Annotated in this window: 16 protein-coding genes; 9 read left to right on the top strand and 7 right to left on the bottom strand. The window is 74.1% G+C overall.

The window, feature by feature from the left end:
* Positions 1-7: 7 nt before the first annotated feature.
* Both ACTYVM_RS22180 and ACTYVM_RS22175 read right to left on the bottom strand, forming a co-directional pair.
* A complete protein-coding gene (locus ACTYVM_RS22180; RefSeq protein WP_445527595.1) occupies positions 8-580 on the bottom strand; it encodes a MarR family winged helix-turn-helix transcriptional regulator in 573 nt (190 codons plus the stop codon).
* Between the two features lie 140 nt (positions 581-720).
* Complete coding sequence (locus ACTYVM_RS22175; RefSeq protein ID WP_445527594.1) at positions 721-1,293, bottom strand: Rv1733c family protein; 573 nt, start codon at positions 1,291-1,293, stop codon at positions 721-723.
* Between the two features lie 214 nt (positions 1,294-1,507).
* Here ACTYVM_RS22175 and ACTYVM_RS22170 point away from each other — a divergent pair, with 214 nt between their 5' ends.
* Complete coding sequence (locus tag ACTYVM_RS22170) at positions 1,508-1,888, top strand: luciferase domain-containing protein (RefSeq protein ID WP_445527593.1); 381 nt, start codon at positions 1,508-1,510, stop codon at positions 1,886-1,888.
* 20 nt (positions 1,889-1,908) lie between these two features.
* Here ACTYVM_RS22170 and ACTYVM_RS22165 read toward each other — a convergent pair whose 3' ends face one another.
* Positions 1,909-2,688 carry a DeoR/GlpR family DNA-binding transcription regulator gene (locus tag ACTYVM_RS22165; protein WP_445527592.1) on the bottom strand — a complete coding sequence of 260 codons (780 nt, stop codon included), beginning with the start codon at positions 2,686-2,688 and terminating at the stop codon, positions 1,909-1,911.
* A 130-nt stretch (positions 2,689-2,818) separates the two neighbouring features.
* Between ACTYVM_RS22165 and ACTYVM_RS22160 the strand changes: the two genes are divergently transcribed.
* A complete protein-coding gene (locus ACTYVM_RS22160) occupies positions 2,819-3,700 on the top strand; it encodes an SIS domain-containing protein (protein ID WP_445527591.1) in 882 nt (293 codons plus the stop codon).
* Between the two features lie 38 nt (positions 3,701-3,738).
* Positions 3,739-4,611, top strand: coding sequence for a ketose-bisphosphate aldolase (locus ACTYVM_RS22155; RefSeq protein WP_445527590.1), 873 nt, complete (start codon positions 3,739-3,741; stop codon positions 4,609-4,611).
* On the opposite strand, the gene ACTYVM_RS22150 is transcribed toward ACTYVM_RS22155, so the two are convergent.
* Positions 4,601-5,734: a methyltransferase gene (locus ACTYVM_RS22150; protein WP_445527625.1), complete on the bottom strand. Its 1,134-nt coding sequence runs from the start codon at positions 5,732-5,734 to the stop codon at positions 4,601-4,603. The two genes, ACTYVM_RS22155 and ACTYVM_RS22150, sit on opposite strands and share 11 nt — an antisense overlap.
* A gap of 67 nt (positions 5,735-5,801) precedes the next feature.
* Between ACTYVM_RS22150 and ACTYVM_RS22145 the strand changes: the two genes are divergently transcribed.
* From ACTYVM_RS22145 to ACTYVM_RS22125, 5 genes are all read left to right on the top strand, one after another.
* On the top strand, positions 5,802-6,452 hold the full coding sequence (locus ACTYVM_RS22145; protein ID WP_445527589.1) for an alpha-ketoglutarate-dependent dioxygenase AlkB family protein: 651 nt from the start codon (positions 5,802-5,804) through the stop codon (positions 6,450-6,452).
* Positions 6,453-6,512: 60 nt separating this feature from the next.
* Positions 6,513-7,751 carry an ROK family protein gene (locus ACTYVM_RS22140; protein WP_445527588.1) on the top strand — a complete coding sequence of 413 codons (1,239 nt, stop codon included), beginning with the start codon at positions 6,513-6,515 and terminating at the stop codon, positions 7,749-7,751.
* A 264-nt stretch (positions 7,752-8,015) separates the two neighbouring features.
* On the top strand, positions 8,016-8,321 hold the full coding sequence (locus ACTYVM_RS22135; RefSeq protein ID WP_445527587.1) for an SHOCT domain-containing protein: 306 nt from the start codon (positions 8,016-8,018) through the stop codon (positions 8,319-8,321).
* A 101-nt stretch (positions 8,322-8,422) separates the two neighbouring features.
* On the top strand, positions 8,423-9,124 hold the full coding sequence (locus ACTYVM_RS22130; RefSeq protein ID WP_445527624.1) for an ABC transporter ATP-binding protein: 702 nt from the start codon (positions 8,423-8,425) through the stop codon (positions 9,122-9,124).
* Entirely contained in the window at positions 9,121-11,682 is a 2,562-nt protein-coding gene (locus tag ACTYVM_RS22125; protein ID WP_445527586.1) for an ABC transporter permease, read from the top strand. The genes ACTYVM_RS22130 and ACTYVM_RS22125 overlap by 4 nt, the downstream gene beginning before the upstream one ends.
* 145 nt (positions 11,683-11,827) lie before the next feature.
* Here the strand turns inward: ACTYVM_RS22125 and ACTYVM_RS22120 are convergent, their stop codons facing one another.
* Positions 11,828-12,370: an ATP-binding protein gene (locus ACTYVM_RS22120; RefSeq protein WP_445527585.1), complete on the bottom strand. Its 543-nt coding sequence runs from the start codon at positions 12,368-12,370 to the stop codon at positions 11,828-11,830.
* A 182-nt stretch (positions 12,371-12,552) separates the two neighbouring features.
* Positions 12,553-12,876 carry a hypothetical protein gene (locus ACTYVM_RS22115; RefSeq protein ID WP_400029734.1) on the bottom strand — a complete coding sequence of 108 codons (324 nt, stop codon included), beginning with the start codon at positions 12,874-12,876 and terminating at the stop codon, positions 12,553-12,555.
* Positions 12,877-13,277: 401 nt separating this feature from the next.
* On the opposite strand from ACTYVM_RS22115, the gene cds1 reads away from it, so the two are divergent.
* Positions 13,278-14,402, top strand: coding sequence for an L-cysteine desulfhydrase Cds1 (gene cds1, locus ACTYVM_RS22110; protein WP_445527584.1), 1,125 nt, complete (start codon positions 13,278-13,280; stop codon positions 14,400-14,402).
* Between the two features lie 64 nt (positions 14,403-14,466).
* Here cds1 and ACTYVM_RS22105 read toward each other — a convergent pair whose 3' ends face one another.
* Complete coding sequence (locus tag ACTYVM_RS22105; protein ID WP_445527583.1) at positions 14,467-15,294, bottom strand: DeoR/GlpR family DNA-binding transcription regulator; 828 nt, start codon at positions 15,292-15,294, stop codon at positions 14,467-14,469.
* Positions 15,295-15,424 lie beyond the last annotated feature (130 nt).

The following is a 15,424-nucleotide window of genomic DNA, read 5'->3' as shown; positions in this document are numbered from 1 at the left end:
CGCCGGGTCAGCCCTTGGCGCGGCGCCCGCTGCGGCGCGGCGCCGGGTCCGCGCCGTCCAGCAGCGACCGGCGGCGTTCCTCGCCGTGCTCCTCGACCTGGAGGACCACACGCCGCAGCATCTCCGCCAGCCCCCGGCACTCCTCGCCGCTCAGCTGCGAGGTGACGAAGGCCTCTTCCTCGTTGAACTCCGGAAAGACCCGGCTCATGAACTCCTCGCCCCCGGTGGTGAGCGAGAGCAGGACGAGCCGGCCGTCGGTGGGATGCCCGGTGCGGCGCAGCAGCCCGCGCGACTCCAGCGTGCGCGAGACACCCGTCAGGGTGCCCTTGGAGATGCCGGCCTCCTCGGCCACGTGCCGGGTCTCCGATTCGCCCCACACCCAGACCACCCACAGCACGACGAACGCGGTCCAGGTCAGGTCCGAGCCGCGCAGCACCGAGTTCTCCAGGTGCTGGCGGACCGCGGAGGCGGCCCGGTAGATGTTGGCGACCGCCGCCATCTGCTCCCGGCGCACGCGGATGCCGCCGAGCTTCGCCTGCGCGAGCTTCTCCGCCTCGGTGATGGAACGGTGGCCGGGCACGGGCACTCCCTCGCTCTGATCGCCGGGACCGGGCGGGCCGGTGCCGCCCGCCGTCATTCGGGCTCAAAGTGTACGGCGATCAGCCCCCGGGGCGACCCGCCCCTTCCCCGCCCTCGGCTTCCCGCGTCCTCGGCCCGCCCTCAGCCGGTCTTCCACCCCCAGGGCGTGTCCACGCGCGCCCACTCCTCGTCCCACCGGGCGAAGCGCCGGCGGTCGAGCCGGGCCCGGGCCAGCTTGGCACCGCCGATGACGACGCCCACGGTGGTCGTCCCCGCCCAGAGGCCGCCGAGAGCCGTCTGGAAGGCGATGTCGGCCGATGAGGCGGGCGGCGGGATCAGCACGCCCCGTCCGTTCGTCCACACCGTGACGTGGGCGCCGGGTGTCGCGGAGACCGGGACCCTGGTCCGGCCGGTGCGCGCCGAGCCGTCCGCGTCCGTCCAGCGGACCGTGCCCCAACCCAGGGCGCCTCCCGCGGGCCGGACCGACCCGTGGGCCGCATCCTGCGTCACCACGGCGGACACCGGCCGGCTCTCGGCCCGTACCCGGTCCGCCGCCCGCTGCAGCGCGCCCGCCGTCACCACGCCCGCGAGGACGCCGCCGGCCACGGCGAGGACCCAGGCGACGAGCAGGATCCACGCCTCCACCAGGTCGCTGGTCCGCCTGAGCGGATTGCGCCGCCATCGCCACAGCCACAGTCCCGCACGACGTGTCACCTTCGACACCCCCTCATGAGCATCGACGGCCCCTTCTGCCAGTGTGCCTCCAGGGACGGCCCAAGGCTTCCGGAGCCCGGAAAAGCGGGCGGGGGCCGTCGGCGGGGGCCGCCCCCGAGCCAGGCCGCCGGACCGCGCCGGGACCTTTGACACGGATTGGTTAAGGGTTTCCCTCGTGGCCGTTGCCGCACGGTGAGCGCGCCATGATGGCACCATGACGCTCGCCGCGCGCGCTCTCGCCCAGCTGGTCACCTGGCCCGATCTCAAGGAGGCGGTGCCGAGCTGCGGCAGCGGGCAGGCGCTCAGTTCGGCGGGCGGGGAGATCGCCCACTTCCACTCCGGCCGTGACGTCGACCTCCGCCTGACCGTCCGGGCGATCCGCCGCCTGGAGAGCGACCTGCGGCGCTTCGCCGCGATCCGGGTCGTGCCGGGCTCCTCGTGGGTGACGGTCCGCCTCGACGCCTCGGCCGACGTCGATCTGCTGCTGAGCCTGATGAGCGTGGCGCTCAAGGCCCAGCAGGCGCCACCGGACGACGGCCGTGCCACCCCCTGCGGCTGCAACGACGGCCGAGGCGTGGGCTTCCTGCGGTTGTGACGCGAAGCGGGCCGGCGCCGTCAGACGGCCAGCACCCGCAGGCCCGCCTCCTCGAACCCACGCACCGTCTCCGGTGCCGCCGCCGCGTCCGTGACCAGGGTGTCCACCGACTCGGCCGAGCAGATGCGGGCGAAGGCCCGCTGGCCCAGCTTGCTGGAGTCGGCGGCCACGACGACGCGCTCGGCGCGCTCGCACAGCAGCCGGTTGACGGCGGCCTCGGCCTCGTCGTGCGCCGCCGCGCCGTGCGCGACGTCGAAGCCGACCACCCCGAGCACCGCCACGTCCAGCGTGATCTGACTCAGCACCCCGTCCGCCAGTGGCCCGATGAGCTCGTAGGACTGCGGTCGCGCCACCCCTCCGGTCAGCACGATCTTGAACTGGGGCCTGACGGCGAGCTCGTTGGCGATGTTGAGGGCGTTGGTCACCACGGTCAGCGCGGGGGAGCCGGACGCGAGGTCGGCGCGCACCGCCAGGGCGCGGGCCACCTCGGTGGTCGTGGTGCCGCCCGTCAGGCCGACCGCCTCGCCGGGTGCCACGAGATCCGCGACCGCCTTGGCGATCCGCTGCTTCTGAGAGGCGTGGCGGGCGGTCTTGTAGCGCAGCGGCAGCTCGTAGGAGACGCCGTGCACCACCGCGCCGCCCCGGGTTCTGACCAGCATCTGCTGCTCGGCGAGCTGGTCGAAGTCCCGCCGGATCGTCGCGGCCGACACCCCCAGTCCGGTCGCCGCCTCCTCGACGTCCAGCCGGCCGCGCTCCACGAGCAGTTCCAGCAGCGCCTTCCAGCGGGCGTCGCGCGACATCCGCCTCCTCCGTTCCCTCGGTCCTCCGCGACCCTAGCGCACCCGACACCTCCTCCGGATGCTTGATTGTGCTCGAAAGTCGGCGCTATCTTGCAGGAACACGCATTCCATGGGAGCAGGAGGAGGGGCCATGAGCCATGTCGAGGACGAGCTGACCAGTCAGCCCGAGTGCTGGGCCCGGGTCGCGGCCGACGTCGCCGTCCACGGCCGGGCGCTGCCCGCCCCGGGGGAGCGGGTCGCGATCGTCGGCTGCGGCACCTCGTACTTCATGGCCCAGGCCGCCGCCGCGCTGCGCGAGGGCTCGGGACAGGGCGAGACCGACGCCTTCGCCGCCTCGGAGTTCCCCTACGAGCGCTCCTATGACCGCGTGCTCGCCCTCACCCGCTCCGGCACCACCACCGAAGTGCTCGACGTGCTGCGGGAGCTGAAGGGGCGCACCCGCACCACGGCGGTCACCGCGGACCCCGCGACCCCCGTGATGGACGCCGCCGACGAGGCCGTGGTCCTCGACTTCGCGGACGAACGCTCCGTGGTGCAGACCCGGTTCGCCACCACCGCCCTCACCCTGGTGCGCGCCCACCTCGGACTGCACACCGACGAGGTCGTCGTGGACGCCCGGGCCGCCCTGTCCGCCGCGCTGCCCGAACCGCTCCTGGCCTGCGCGCAGTTCACCTTCCTCGGCCGGGGCTGGACCGTCGGACTGGCCAACGAGGCCGGGCTGAAGATGCGGGAGGCCTCGCTGTCCTGGACCGAGGCCTACCCGGCGATGGAGTACCGGCACGGCCCCATCAGCGTCTCCACCGACGGCACCGCGACCTGGATGCTCGGCCGGGCACCCGAAGGGCTCGCCGAACAGGTCCGCGCCACAGGCGCGTTGTGGATCGAGGGCGAACTCGACCCGCTGGCCGAACTGATCCGCGCCCAGCGGCTCGCGGTCGCCGTCGCCGCGGCCCGCGGCCTGGACCCGGACCGGCCCCGCCACCTCACCCGCTCGGTCATCCTCGCCCCCTGACGCCCCGTCACCCCGTTCGGCACCGGAAAGGACAGACCGTGCCGCTTGCAGCCACCGGTGAGCTGGTCGCCGGCGCCGCCGCCGCGCGCTCCGCCGTCGTCGCCTTCAACATCATCACGCTGGAACACGTCGAGGCCGTCGTCGCCGGGGCCGAGGCGGCCGGCGCGCCCGTCGTCCTCCAGGTCAGCGAGAACGCCGTCATGTTCCGCTACGGGCGGCTGCTGCCGCTCGCCCGCGCCGCCGCCGCCGCGGCCGAACGCGCCACCGTGCCCGTTGCGTTGCACCTCGACCATGTGCAGAGCGACGACCTGCTGCGCCAGGCGGCCGACGCCGGCTTCAGCTCCGTGATGTACGACGCCTCCCGGCTGCCGTACGCGCACAACCTCGCCGCGACCAGTGCCGCCGCGGCCTGGGCACACGCCCAAGGACTGTGGATCGAGGCCGAGTTGGGCGAGGTCGGCGGCAAGAACGGCGCGCCGCCGCTGGACGCCCACGCCCCCGGCGCGCGCACCGACCCCGCCGAGGCGCACGCGTTCGTCACCGGCTCCGGGGTGGACGCCCTGGCCGTGGCGGTCGGCAACACCCACGCCATGACCGAGCGCACCGCGGCCCTCGACCACGACCTCATCAAGCGACTCGCCGGAGCACTGGACGTGCCGCTCGTCCTGCACGGCTCCTCCGGCGTCCCGGACGGCGAACTGGCCGCCGCCGTCACCGGGGGCATCGCCAAGGTCAACGTCGGCACCGCCCTCAACATCGCGATGACCGGCGCGATCCGCGACTTCCTCGCCGCGCACCCGGAGGCGGTCGACTCCCGCAAGTACCTCAGTGTGGGCCGCGAGGCGATGGTGGGAGAGGTGGAGCGGCTCATCGGCGTGATCGGCTCACGCGGTACGGCGCCTACCTCTTGACGGCCCGCAGCACCACGAACTTCGGGTCGCTCGCGACCAGCCGGCTGTTGCCGAACAGGCGGCGCAGCTTGACGTGGTAGCCGAGGTGGCGGTTGCCGATCACCCACAGCTCGCCGCCGGGGCGCAGCGCGCGCCGCGCCCCGGTGAACATCCGCCAGGCCGCCTCGTCCGTGGTCGCCTGGTGCGAGTGGAAGGGCGGATTGTTCAGCACCAGGTCCACGCTGCCGGCCAGCACCCCGGCCAGCGCGTCGCCGACCCGGAACTCGGCCCGCCCCGGCCCGCCGTTCGCCTTGTACGTCTCCTCCGCCGAGGCCACGGCCTGGAACGACTCGTCGGTGAACAGCACCTCGGCGCCGGGGTCGGCCAGCGCCAGCGCCGTACCGACGACACCGTTCCCGCACCCCAGGTCCACCACCCGGCGGGCGCCGCCGCCCGCGGGCAGGTGCCGCAGGAAGAACCGGGTGCCGATGTCGAGCCGGTCGGCGCAGAAGACCCCCGCGTGGTTGACGACGGTCCGCCCGGAGGCGGCGCCGATGCCGTCGGGCAGCGTGTACGTGTGCGGCCACGGGTTCACGGGCCGCTCGAGGGAGGGGTCCGGCGAGCAGAGGATCAGGCGGGCCTTGCGCCGCGCGAGCGAGGTCCGGGTGGGGCCTAGGATCCGCTCGAACAGCGTCAGCGTGGAGGTGTGGATCTCCTTCACCATCCCGGTGCCGACGACGACCGTGCCCTCGTGCACCGCGGGCGCCAGGCGCAGCAGCTGGTCCTCCAACAGTGCCAGGCTCTTGGGCAACCGCACCAGCAGCACGTCGATCCGGCCGGGCGGGGTGTCCTGGGTGGTCAGCAGGCGTACCGCGCCGGGCTCCGCGCCGCTTTGGGCGAGGTTCGCACGGGTCGCCTCCTGCGTGAGGAAGGAGTCCGTGATCTGCGTCGGCCGGTGCGCGGCCAGCGCCGTGACCAGGGCACCCCAGCGGTCGCCGACGACCACCACGGTCCCGGACAGGTCGGTCCCCTGCTCGTCGAGGTGCCCCAGCAGGTACTCGTCGGAGGCGTCCCAGGCCCGCAGCCGGTCACGCGGGTCCTGCGGGAACCGGGCGAGCTCCAGCTCGCCCCAGGGAGTCGTCATACGGTCGTTCATCGCCGTCAAGGCTAGCGGAGCCGCAGCTCATGCCATGTCCGGCAGGATGGGAGACATGGACGCCGAGCTGTTTCCACGCGGCCGCACGCAGATCGCGCCGGGCGCCGTGCACGTACCGGACTGGCTGGATCCGGCCCGGCAGCGCGCGCTGCTCGCCGCCTGCCGGGAGTGGGCCCACCCGCCGGCCGGCCTGCGCACGGTGCGCACACCCGGCGGCGGCACGATGACCGCCCGGCAGGTCTGCCTGGGCCGGCACTGGTACCCGTACGGCTACGCCCGCACCGCCGTCGACGGCGACGGCGCCCCGGTGAAGCCGTTCCCCGCGTGGCTGGACGACCTGGCCCGCGACGCGGTGACCGACGCGCTGGGACCCGGCGCGGCCGGCCAGGCCCGGTACGACATCGCCCTGATCAACTTCTACGACGCCGAGGCGCACATGGGCCTGCACCGCGACAGCGACGAGAAGTCCGGCGCGCCGGTGGTGTCGCTGAGCCTCGGCGACCGTTGCGTGTTCCGGTTCGGCAACACCGAGACCCGTACCCGGCCCTGGACCGACGTCGAACTGCGCAGCGGAGACCTGTTCGTGTTCGGCGGACCGTCCCGCCTCGCGTACCACGGGGTGCCGCGCGTTCAGCCGGGCACGGCACCAGCCGAGTTGGGGCTGACCGGACGACTGAACATCACCCTCAGGGTGAGCGGCCTCTGACCCGGCCCGCTGAACGAGTCGCCGCTCACCCGATGTGCGGATCATGGGAGACTCGCCCCCATGAACGGCAAGGCGGACCCCCGGACGCCGGGGGAAGGGAGCACCTCCAGGACACGGCTGGACCGGGGGCGCGGCGCGCTCGGGCCCGCGTTGGAACTCGTGCACACCGGGCGCGCCCCGACCCGTGCGGTCCTCACCGCCGAGCTGGGGGTGACCCGGGCGACGGCCGGTGCGGTGGCCGCCGAACTGGAGGCGCTGGGCCTGATCAGGGTGGACGCCCGGCCCGGCGCGGCGGCCGGATCCCAGGGGCGCCCCTCGCACCGTCTGGCGGTCGCCGAGGACGGTCCCGTCGCCCTCGCCGCGCAGGTGCACGCCGACGGGTTCCGCGCCGCCCTGGTCGGCCTCGGCGGCCGGATCGTGGCGACCGCGCCCGGCTGCGGGGCCGTCGACGCCGACCCGGCCGAAGTGCTCGGCTCCGTCGTCGAGGCCGGTGCCGAGCTGCTGCGCGCGACCGGCCGGCGCTGCGTCGGCGCCGGACTCGCCGTGCCGTCCGCGGTCGCCGAACCGGAGGGCCTCGCCCTCAACCCGCTCCATCTGGACTGGCCCGCCGGGGCGCCGGTCCGCCGCGTCTTCGCGCAGTGCGTGCGCGCGGCCGGGATCACCGCACCGGTCTTCGCCGCCAACGACGTCAACCTCGCCGCGCTCGCCGAGCACCGGCACGGCGCCGGGCGTGGCGCGCGCGACCTGCTGTGCGTGGCGACCGGGCACCGGGGCGTGGGCGGCGCGCTGGTCCTCGACGGGCGGCTGCACACGGGCAGTTCGGGACTGGCGCTGGAGGTCGGCCACCTCACCGTCAACCCCGAGGGCCGCCCCTGCCACTGCGGCAGCCGCGGCTGTCTGGACGTCGAGACGGACCCGCTGGCCTTCCTCACCGCCGCGGGCCGCGAACCGGGCCCCGAGATGTCCCTGCTACGACAGGCCGAGGACCTGATCCGCCACCACTACGACGACCCGGCCGTCCGCGGGGCCGTCGAAACCCTCGTCGACCGCCTGGGGCAGGGCCTGGCCGGCCTGGTGAACATCCTGAACCCGGACCGGATCATCCTCGGCGGACTGCACCGCACCCTGCTCGACGCCGCCCCCGACCGCCTGCGCGCCGTCGTCGCCGAGCGCAGCCTGTGGGGCCGAAGCGGCGTCGTCCCGATCCTCTCCTGCACCCTCGACCACAACAGCCTGGTCGGCGCGGCCGAACTGGCCTGGCAGCCGGTCCTGGACGACCCGCTGGCGGCCCTGACCTGACCCGGTCCCGGCACTCCCGGTACTCCCCACGAGGTAGGCCGCATCCGCCCACCCGACCTGCGGAGCGCGGCCCCGCCGGATCCGCCCCGCAGGACGGGGCGGGCCGCGCGGAGCAGCCGCCGCGCCGCCCCGTACTCCCCGGGAGGTAGCCGCACTGCCGCTGGCCGTACGACGCCCCGGAGCCCCTTCCCGAGCCACTGTCGACGCAGGAGCGGAGAACTCTCCGCAGCCCATCGGCAGACCCCTCGAGGGAGAGGAACCAAGATGCAGACCCTGGCGAACTGGGACGGCGGCCCCGGGCCGTGGATTCTCTTCGTCCCGCTGTTCTGGGCGGCCGCCGTCGTCGGCGCCGTCACCCTCCTGCGCCGTGCCGCCCGGCGCGGCCGCGGCCCATCCTGGCACGGCAGGGACACCGGGCCCTGGCGCGGCCCGGACGGGCGCCCCGCCGCCGACTCGCCGCTCGCCGTCCTCGGCCGCCGCTTCGCCTCCGGCGAGATCGACGAGGACGAGTACTGGCGCCGGCTGTCCGTCCTGGAGGAGCAGTTCGGCCGCACCGGCGGTGCCCGGTGACCACCACGCCCGACTCCACCGCCCCTTCCACCACCTCTTCCACCGCCACCGCCTCGGCCGGCACAGCGGCCACCAGGACGGCCGCGCGGGTCGTCGACGCCGTGAAGGTCCACGGCGCCGGCGACACCGCCGTGACCGCCCTGGACGGCGTGAGCGTCGGCTTCCCGGCCGGGCGCTTCACCGCGATCATGGGCCCCTCGGGCTCCGGCAAGTCCACCCTGATGCACTGCGCGGCCGGGCTCGACACGCTCACCTCCGGCAGCGCGTACATCGGCGACACCGAACTGGGCGGTCTCGACGACCGCCGGCTGACCCTGCTGCGCCGCGACCGCGTCGGCTTCGTCTTCCAGGCGTTCAACCTGGTGCCGACCCTGACCGTCGCCGAGAACATCACGCTGCCCCTCGACCTGGCGGGCCGCCGGGGCGACCCCGAGTGGATCGACGCGCTCGTCGAGGTCGTCGGCCTGCGCGACCGCCTGCACCACCGGCCCGCCGAACTCTCCGGCGGACAGCAGCAACGCGTCGCGGTGGCCCGCGCGTTCGCCGGCCGCCCGGACGTCGTCTTCGCCGACGAGCCCACCGGCAACCTCGACTCCCGCTCCGGCCAGGAGGTGCTCGGCCTGCTCGGCCGCGCGGTGCGGGAGACGGACCGCACGGTCGTCATGGTCACCCACGACCCGGTCGCCGCCGCCCACGCCGACGAGGTGCTCTTCCTCGCCGACGGGCGCCTGGTCGACCGTATGGAGTCCCCGACCGCCGACCGGGTCCTGGACCGCATGAAGGCCTTCGAGGTGCGGACGTGAACGCCTCCCTCCGCCTGAGCCTGTCCTCCCTGCGCGCCCACGGACGGCGCTTCGCCGGCACCTTCCTCGCCGTGTTCCTCGGCGTCGCCTTCCTGGCCGGGACCCTAGTCATGGGCGACACCCTGCGCGCCAGTTTCGACTCCCTGTTCGGCCGGGCGACCGACGGCACGGACGCCGTCGTCCGCAGCGCCTCCGTCATCACCGCGCCAGGCGAGGGCCAGGGCGTACGCCGGCCGGTGGACACCGCGCTGGTGAGCACCATCGAGCGGCTCCCCGGGGTCGCGGCCGCCGCCCCGGACATCCAGGGCGCGGGCCAGCTCCTCGGCCGCGACGGCAAGCCCATCGGCGGCCAGGGTCCACCCACCCTCGCCGGCAACTGGATCAGCGACCCCCGGCTCAACCCGTACCGGCTCGCCGAGGGGCGCGCCCCCGCGAAGCCGGGCGAGGCCGTCGTCAACCGCGGCGCCGCGAAGAAGGGCGGCCTGCGGATCGGCGACACCACGACGCTGCGCACCCCCGACCCCGTCGAGGTGACGATCGTGGGCCTCGCGACCTTCGGCGGCGAGGACGGCATGGCGCAGGTGACCTTCACCGGACTGACCCGGGCCGACGCCGAGAAGTACCTGACCGCCCGGCCGGGGGAGGCGGCGAGCATCCAGGTGCGGGCCGGACCCGGGGTGAGCCAGGCCGAGTTGGTGCGGCGGCTGACGCCCGCGCTGCCCCAGGGCGTCGAGGCGCTCACCGGCCAGGAGGCCGCTCGGGAGAACACCGACATGGTCTCCAGCCAGTTCCTGACCGTCTTCACCACCTTCCTGCTGGTGTTCTCGGGTGTCGCGCTGCTGGTGGCGACCTTCTCCATCCACAACACGTTCGCGATCGTCGTCGCCCAGCGCACCCGCGAGAACGCCCTGCTGCGCGCGCTGGGCGCCTCCCGCCGCCAGGTCACCGCCGCCACCCTCGTGGAGGCGAGCGCCGTCGCGCTGACCGCGTCCGCCGCCGGACTGGCGGGCGGGATCGGGATCGCCGCCGGGCTTCAGGCACTGTTCCCGGCGATCGGATTCCCCTTCCCCGACGGCAGTCTGGTCGTCCAGCCGCTGTCCATGGCACTGCCGCCGGCGGTCGGCGTCGTGGTCTGCCTCGGCTGCGCGCTGACACCCGCTGTACGGGCCGGCCGCACCGCTCCCATGGCCGCGCTGCGCGAGACGGCCGTCGACACCTCCGGCGCCTCCCGCCCGCGCGCCGTGGCGGGAGCGGTCCTCGCCGCGACGGCCGTGGCCGTGACCCTCACCGGTGTCCTGGTGTCACCGTCCGTATGGGCGGCCGGAGTCGGCGCCGTCCTCGCCCTGGCCGCTTTCGTGGTGCTCGGCCCGGTCGCCTCCGCCACCGCCGTGCGTCTGCTCGGCAGCCCCCTCGGCCGGCTGCGCGGCGTCACCGGTGCTCTGGCCCGGCGCAACGCGCTGCGCAACCCGAAGCGCACCGCGGCCACCGCGAGCGCGTTGATGATCGGGGTCGCCGTGGTGTCGCTGTTCACGGTCTTCGGCGCCTCGCTCAAGGCCACCATGGACCAGACCGTCTCGCGGTCCTTCGCGGGCGACCTCGCCGTGAGCACCCCCTCCTTCGGGGCCGGCGGCAGCGGCCTGAGCCCCCGGCTGGCCGGGGCGATCCAGCGGCTGCCCGAGGTGGACACGGCCGTCGGGCTCGGCCGGGGCGTCGCCGAAGTCGACGGCGAGGGGCGGGCCCTGACGGTCACTGACCCGGTCGCGCTCGCCCGCACCTTCGACCTCGGAACCGTGCGCGGCTCCCTGAACGGCCTGGGCACCGACGGCATCGCCGTCACCCGCGACGAGGCCGACCGGCGGGGCCTGACGACGGGCGACCGGACACGGCTCACCTTCACCGACGGCACCACGAGCACCTTCACCGTCCGCGCGGTCTACGGCCGGTCGGAACTCGCCGGCGACTACGTCGTCAGCCGCTCCGCCTGGGCCCCGCACCGCACACAGGACTCCGACCGGCTCGTCGCCGTGTCCCTCCGGCCCGGCGTGAGCGCCGAGGCCGGCAAGGCAGCCGTCGAACGGGTCGCCGCCCGGTACGGCGACCCGCAGGTGCAGACCCGCGACGAGTACGCGCAGTCCTCCGCGGGCGCGATCGACATGATGCTGACGCTCGTCTACGCGCTGCTCGCCCTCGCGGTGCTCATCGCGCTCCTCGGCATCGCCAACACCCTCACCCTGGCGATCCACGAGCGGACCCGCGAACTGGGTCTGCTCAGGGCCGTCGGCCAGACCCGGTCCCAGCTGCGGGCCATGGTCCGCTGGGAATCGGTCCTGGTAGCCGCGTTCGGCACGGCGGGCGGGCTCGTCCTGGGCGCCTTCCTCGGCTGGGTGCTGGTGAGGGCCTCCGACGGCGAGAGCGGCACCGCGTTCGCCTTCGCGCTGCCACCGGCGCCCCTGCTCGTGGTGGCCCTGGTGGGGATCGCCGCGGGAGCACTCGCGGGACTGCGCCCGGCTCGACGCGCGGCTCGACTGGACGTGCTGCACGCCATCGCCACCGAGTGAACCGACTCCCGCGGGCCACCGGGGGGCGGTGGCCGGGTCGCCCCCCGGTCACCACCCGCGGCCCACCACTCCCTGCCCGCCACAGGGTCGGCCGGGGCGTGGCGGACGTCCGCTCGGCCGAGCGCGGCAGACGAGGCCGACGCCGTCAGCCGACGACGGCGGACCCGGCCGGAGCGTGGACGGGTCGGATACCGTCGAGCGCGGAGGCGGCCTCGGCCAGGCGGCGCGCGGCCTGGTCCGCGGTCACCAGCGCCGGCACCAGGGCAGGCACCGCTATCGAGGGGGCGGCGGTCGGCAGGGTGAACCAGACGACCTTGCCCTGCTCACCGTCCGGCCGCGCGCCCCAGCTCTCGCTCATCGCGGCCACCATCGCCAGCCCCCGGCCCTCGGTGGCCAGCGGCGCGATGTCACCCATGTCCTCCACCACCGGAAGGCGCGGGTCGTGGTCGCGCACGGAGACCGTGAGCCGCTCGAGCAGCAGTTCGAGCTCCACGGTGCACAGCTTGTCGGGCCGGGCATGCTGGTGGACGTTGGTCAACAGCTCCGTCACACCGAGCGCGGCCCGGTCTATCAAAGGGTCCAGATGCCAGTAGCGCAGGTGCGCCGATACGATTCTGCGGACCTGGCCGATCCGCGACGGCAGGGCTTGGAGCTCCACCGTGCAGTGCCTGCTTGGGTGACTGATCACGGCTGCGACTCCCCGACGTTGAGGTCCGGAAGAACACGACGTTTCGGATGCAGCAGGACGCCTGCGTGACATTGCCGCCTGCTGTCTGGCCGGCGGGCTGGTTCGCAGCGTTATCGCCGGTAAACCCTGAGTGACGTGAGACCAGCGTGACCCACGGGGTGGGGTCACGCAACTCGCCTCGCTCAGCCGCCGCGCCGGGCCGCCCGGCGGACGGCCTCGACGAACCGGCGGGCCGCGGGCGGCCCCGTCTCGCCCGGTGCGGGGTCGTGGTCGCCCAGGGTCAGCAGGTACCGGTTGCCGCCCAGGTCGGCCAGCGCCCGGTCGTCCGGGGCGTACCAGGGCTGGGACGCGCGCACCGACCGCACCGGCGCGCTGTCGATCTCACTGCCGTAGCTGGTCAGCAGCTCCAGCCTGCCGTCGCGGATCCGGACCAGTCCGGCCCGGGTGAGTGAGCGCAGGCGCTTGTCGATCCGTACGCCCGTGGCCGTGAACTCCGGTTCGGCCATCTCCCCGCCCCTTCGTGCGTGTCGCCGGCTCCCGCTCCGCCCGGTCCGTCCCCGAGCCGGCCCGGCTCGTTCGAGATGCCTGGGGGTCCCTTCGAGGTTCCTTCGAGATCTCACGGGCCCGTCGGGTACTTCGTCCCGCCGTGGTGCAGTCTGCACGCCATCGGCACGGAGCACCAGTGCGTGGGGAGCACTCGCGGGTGGCATCCGGCGCACTCGCCCGAACGCGCCCCCGACCCGTACGCCCCCGCGCTGCGGGCCGCTTCGGCGTGGTGCGTTCCCAAGCCTCTCCTTGAGCCTCTCAAAGATGCGTTTATGCAGGTGAGAAGCGTGTTGAAGCTGTCTATCATCGAGGGCGTCCGGCCGCGCGGGACGCCGCCGGCGCACAGCGTAAGGAGCCCGCCGTGAGCACCACCGAGCAGCGCCGGACCGGCGAAACCCTCGACGTCGACCGCAGCGACAGCGGATACCGGAACTGGCTGAAAGAAGCCGTCCGCAAGGTGCAGGCGGACGCCAACCGCTCGGCCGACACCCACCTGCTGCGCTTCCCGCTGCCCGAGGAGTGGGGCGTCGACCTGTACCTGAAGGACGAGTCGACGCATCCGACCGGCAGCCTCAAGCACCGGCTGGCGCGGTCGCTGTTCCTGTACGGCCTGTGCAATGGCTGGATCCGCCCGGACCGCCCGGTCATCGAGGCCTCCAGCGGCTCGACGGCCGTCTCGGAGGCGTACTTCGCGAAGCTGATCGGCGTGCCCTTCATCGCGGTCATGCCGCGCACGACCAGCGCCGAGAAGTGCCGCCTGATCGAGTTCCACGGCGGGCGGTGCCACTTCGTGGACGACCCGCGCACGATGTACGAGGCCTCCGCCGCCCTCGCGGCCGAGACCGGAGGCCACTACATGGACCAGTTCACCTACGCCGAGCGGGCCACGGACTGGCGCGGGAACAACAACATCGCCGAATCGATCTTCCGGCAGTTGGAGCTGGAGCGCTTTCCGGAGCCGGCGTGGATCGTCGCCACCGCGGGCACCGGCGGCACCTCCGCGACCATCGCGCGCTACGTCCACTACATGCAGTACGACACCCGTGTCTGCGTCGCCGACCCGGACAACTCCTGCTTCTTCGAGGGCTGGACCACCGGCGATCCCGACGTCACCTGCGACAGCGGCTCGCGCATCGAGGGCATCGGGCGGCCGCGCATGGAACCGAGCTTCGTGCCCGGGGCCGTCGACCGCATGATGAAGGTGCCGGACGCCGCCGCCGTGGCCGCCGTACGGGCCCTGGAGCGGGCCATCGGCCGCAAGGCGGGCGGCTCCACCGGGACGGGCCTGTGGAGCGCTCTGAAGATCGTCGCGGAGATGCTTCGGGAGGGCCGCCGGGGCAGCGTCGTGACCCTCCTGTGCGACCCGGGTGACCGCTACCTCGACAAGTACTACTCCGACGCCTGGCTGGCCGAACAGGGCCTCGACAGCGCCCCGTACACGCGGACGCTGGAGTCGTTCCTGACGACCGGGGCGTGGCCGGCCTGAGAGGGTACGGACGGCCGGACGGTCCGGGGCGGTCGGACACGCCGGGCTCCCGCCGACAGCCCCCTCAGTCGTCCGCCTCGTCCCCGGGCTCGCCCGCCACCACCAGCCGCAGGTGCTCCGAGACCTCAGCGCGGGCCTCCGCGGGCAGCCCCGCGTCCGTCACCAGTGTGTCGACCCGGTCCAGCGCGGCGAACGAACTCAGGCCCACCACACCCCACTTGGTGTGGTCGGCGACCACCACGACCCGGCGCGCCGACTGCACAAGGCGCCGGTTGGTCTCGGCCTCCGCCAGGTTCGGCGTGGACAGGCCCGCCTCGGCCGATATCCCGTGCACACCCAGGAACAGCATGTCGAAGTGGAGCGCCGCGATCGCCTGGTCGGCCACCGGACCCACCAGCGAGTCGGACGGCGTGCGGACCCCGCCGGTCAGCACGACCGTAGCCGCGCCCTGCCGCTGACCGGAGGTGCGCTGCGCCGAGTGGAAGACGTCGGCGACCCGGACCGAGTTGGTGACCACCGTCAGATCGGGCACGTCGAGCAGGTGCTGGGCGAGCGCGTACGTCGTCGTACCGCCCGAGAGGGCGATCGCCGTGCCCGGCACGACCAGACTTGCCGCCGCCCGCGCGATGTCCTCCTTGGCGGTCGGCTCCAGACCCGACTTGGCCTCGAAGCCCGGCTCGTGCGTACTGGCCTCCACCACCGGAACCGCGCCGCCGTGCACCTTCTCCAGCACGCCCTGCCGGGCCAGCGCGTCCAGATCACGGCGCACCGTCATGTCCGACACGCCGAGCCTCCGGGTCAGCTCGTTCACCCGGACACCGCCGCGGCGCCGGACCTCGTCCAGGATCAGGGCCCGCCGCTGCTCCGCGAGGAGGTTCTGATTCTCACTCACGTGTGCTCCGGTTCCTTTCGCCTCAAGCCGTCCGACCCGCCCCGCGCACCCGCCGACGACGGGAAGGTCCGCCCTGCCCCGGTACGCGGACGTCCCATCCTTTCACGGGGCGGTCCCCGCCGCGCCGGCA

This window comes from Streptomyces cyslabdanicus (assembly GCF_052663305.1).
Note: the sequence above shows the minus strand (reverse complement) of the source record. Positions and strands in the feature narration are given on the sequence as shown.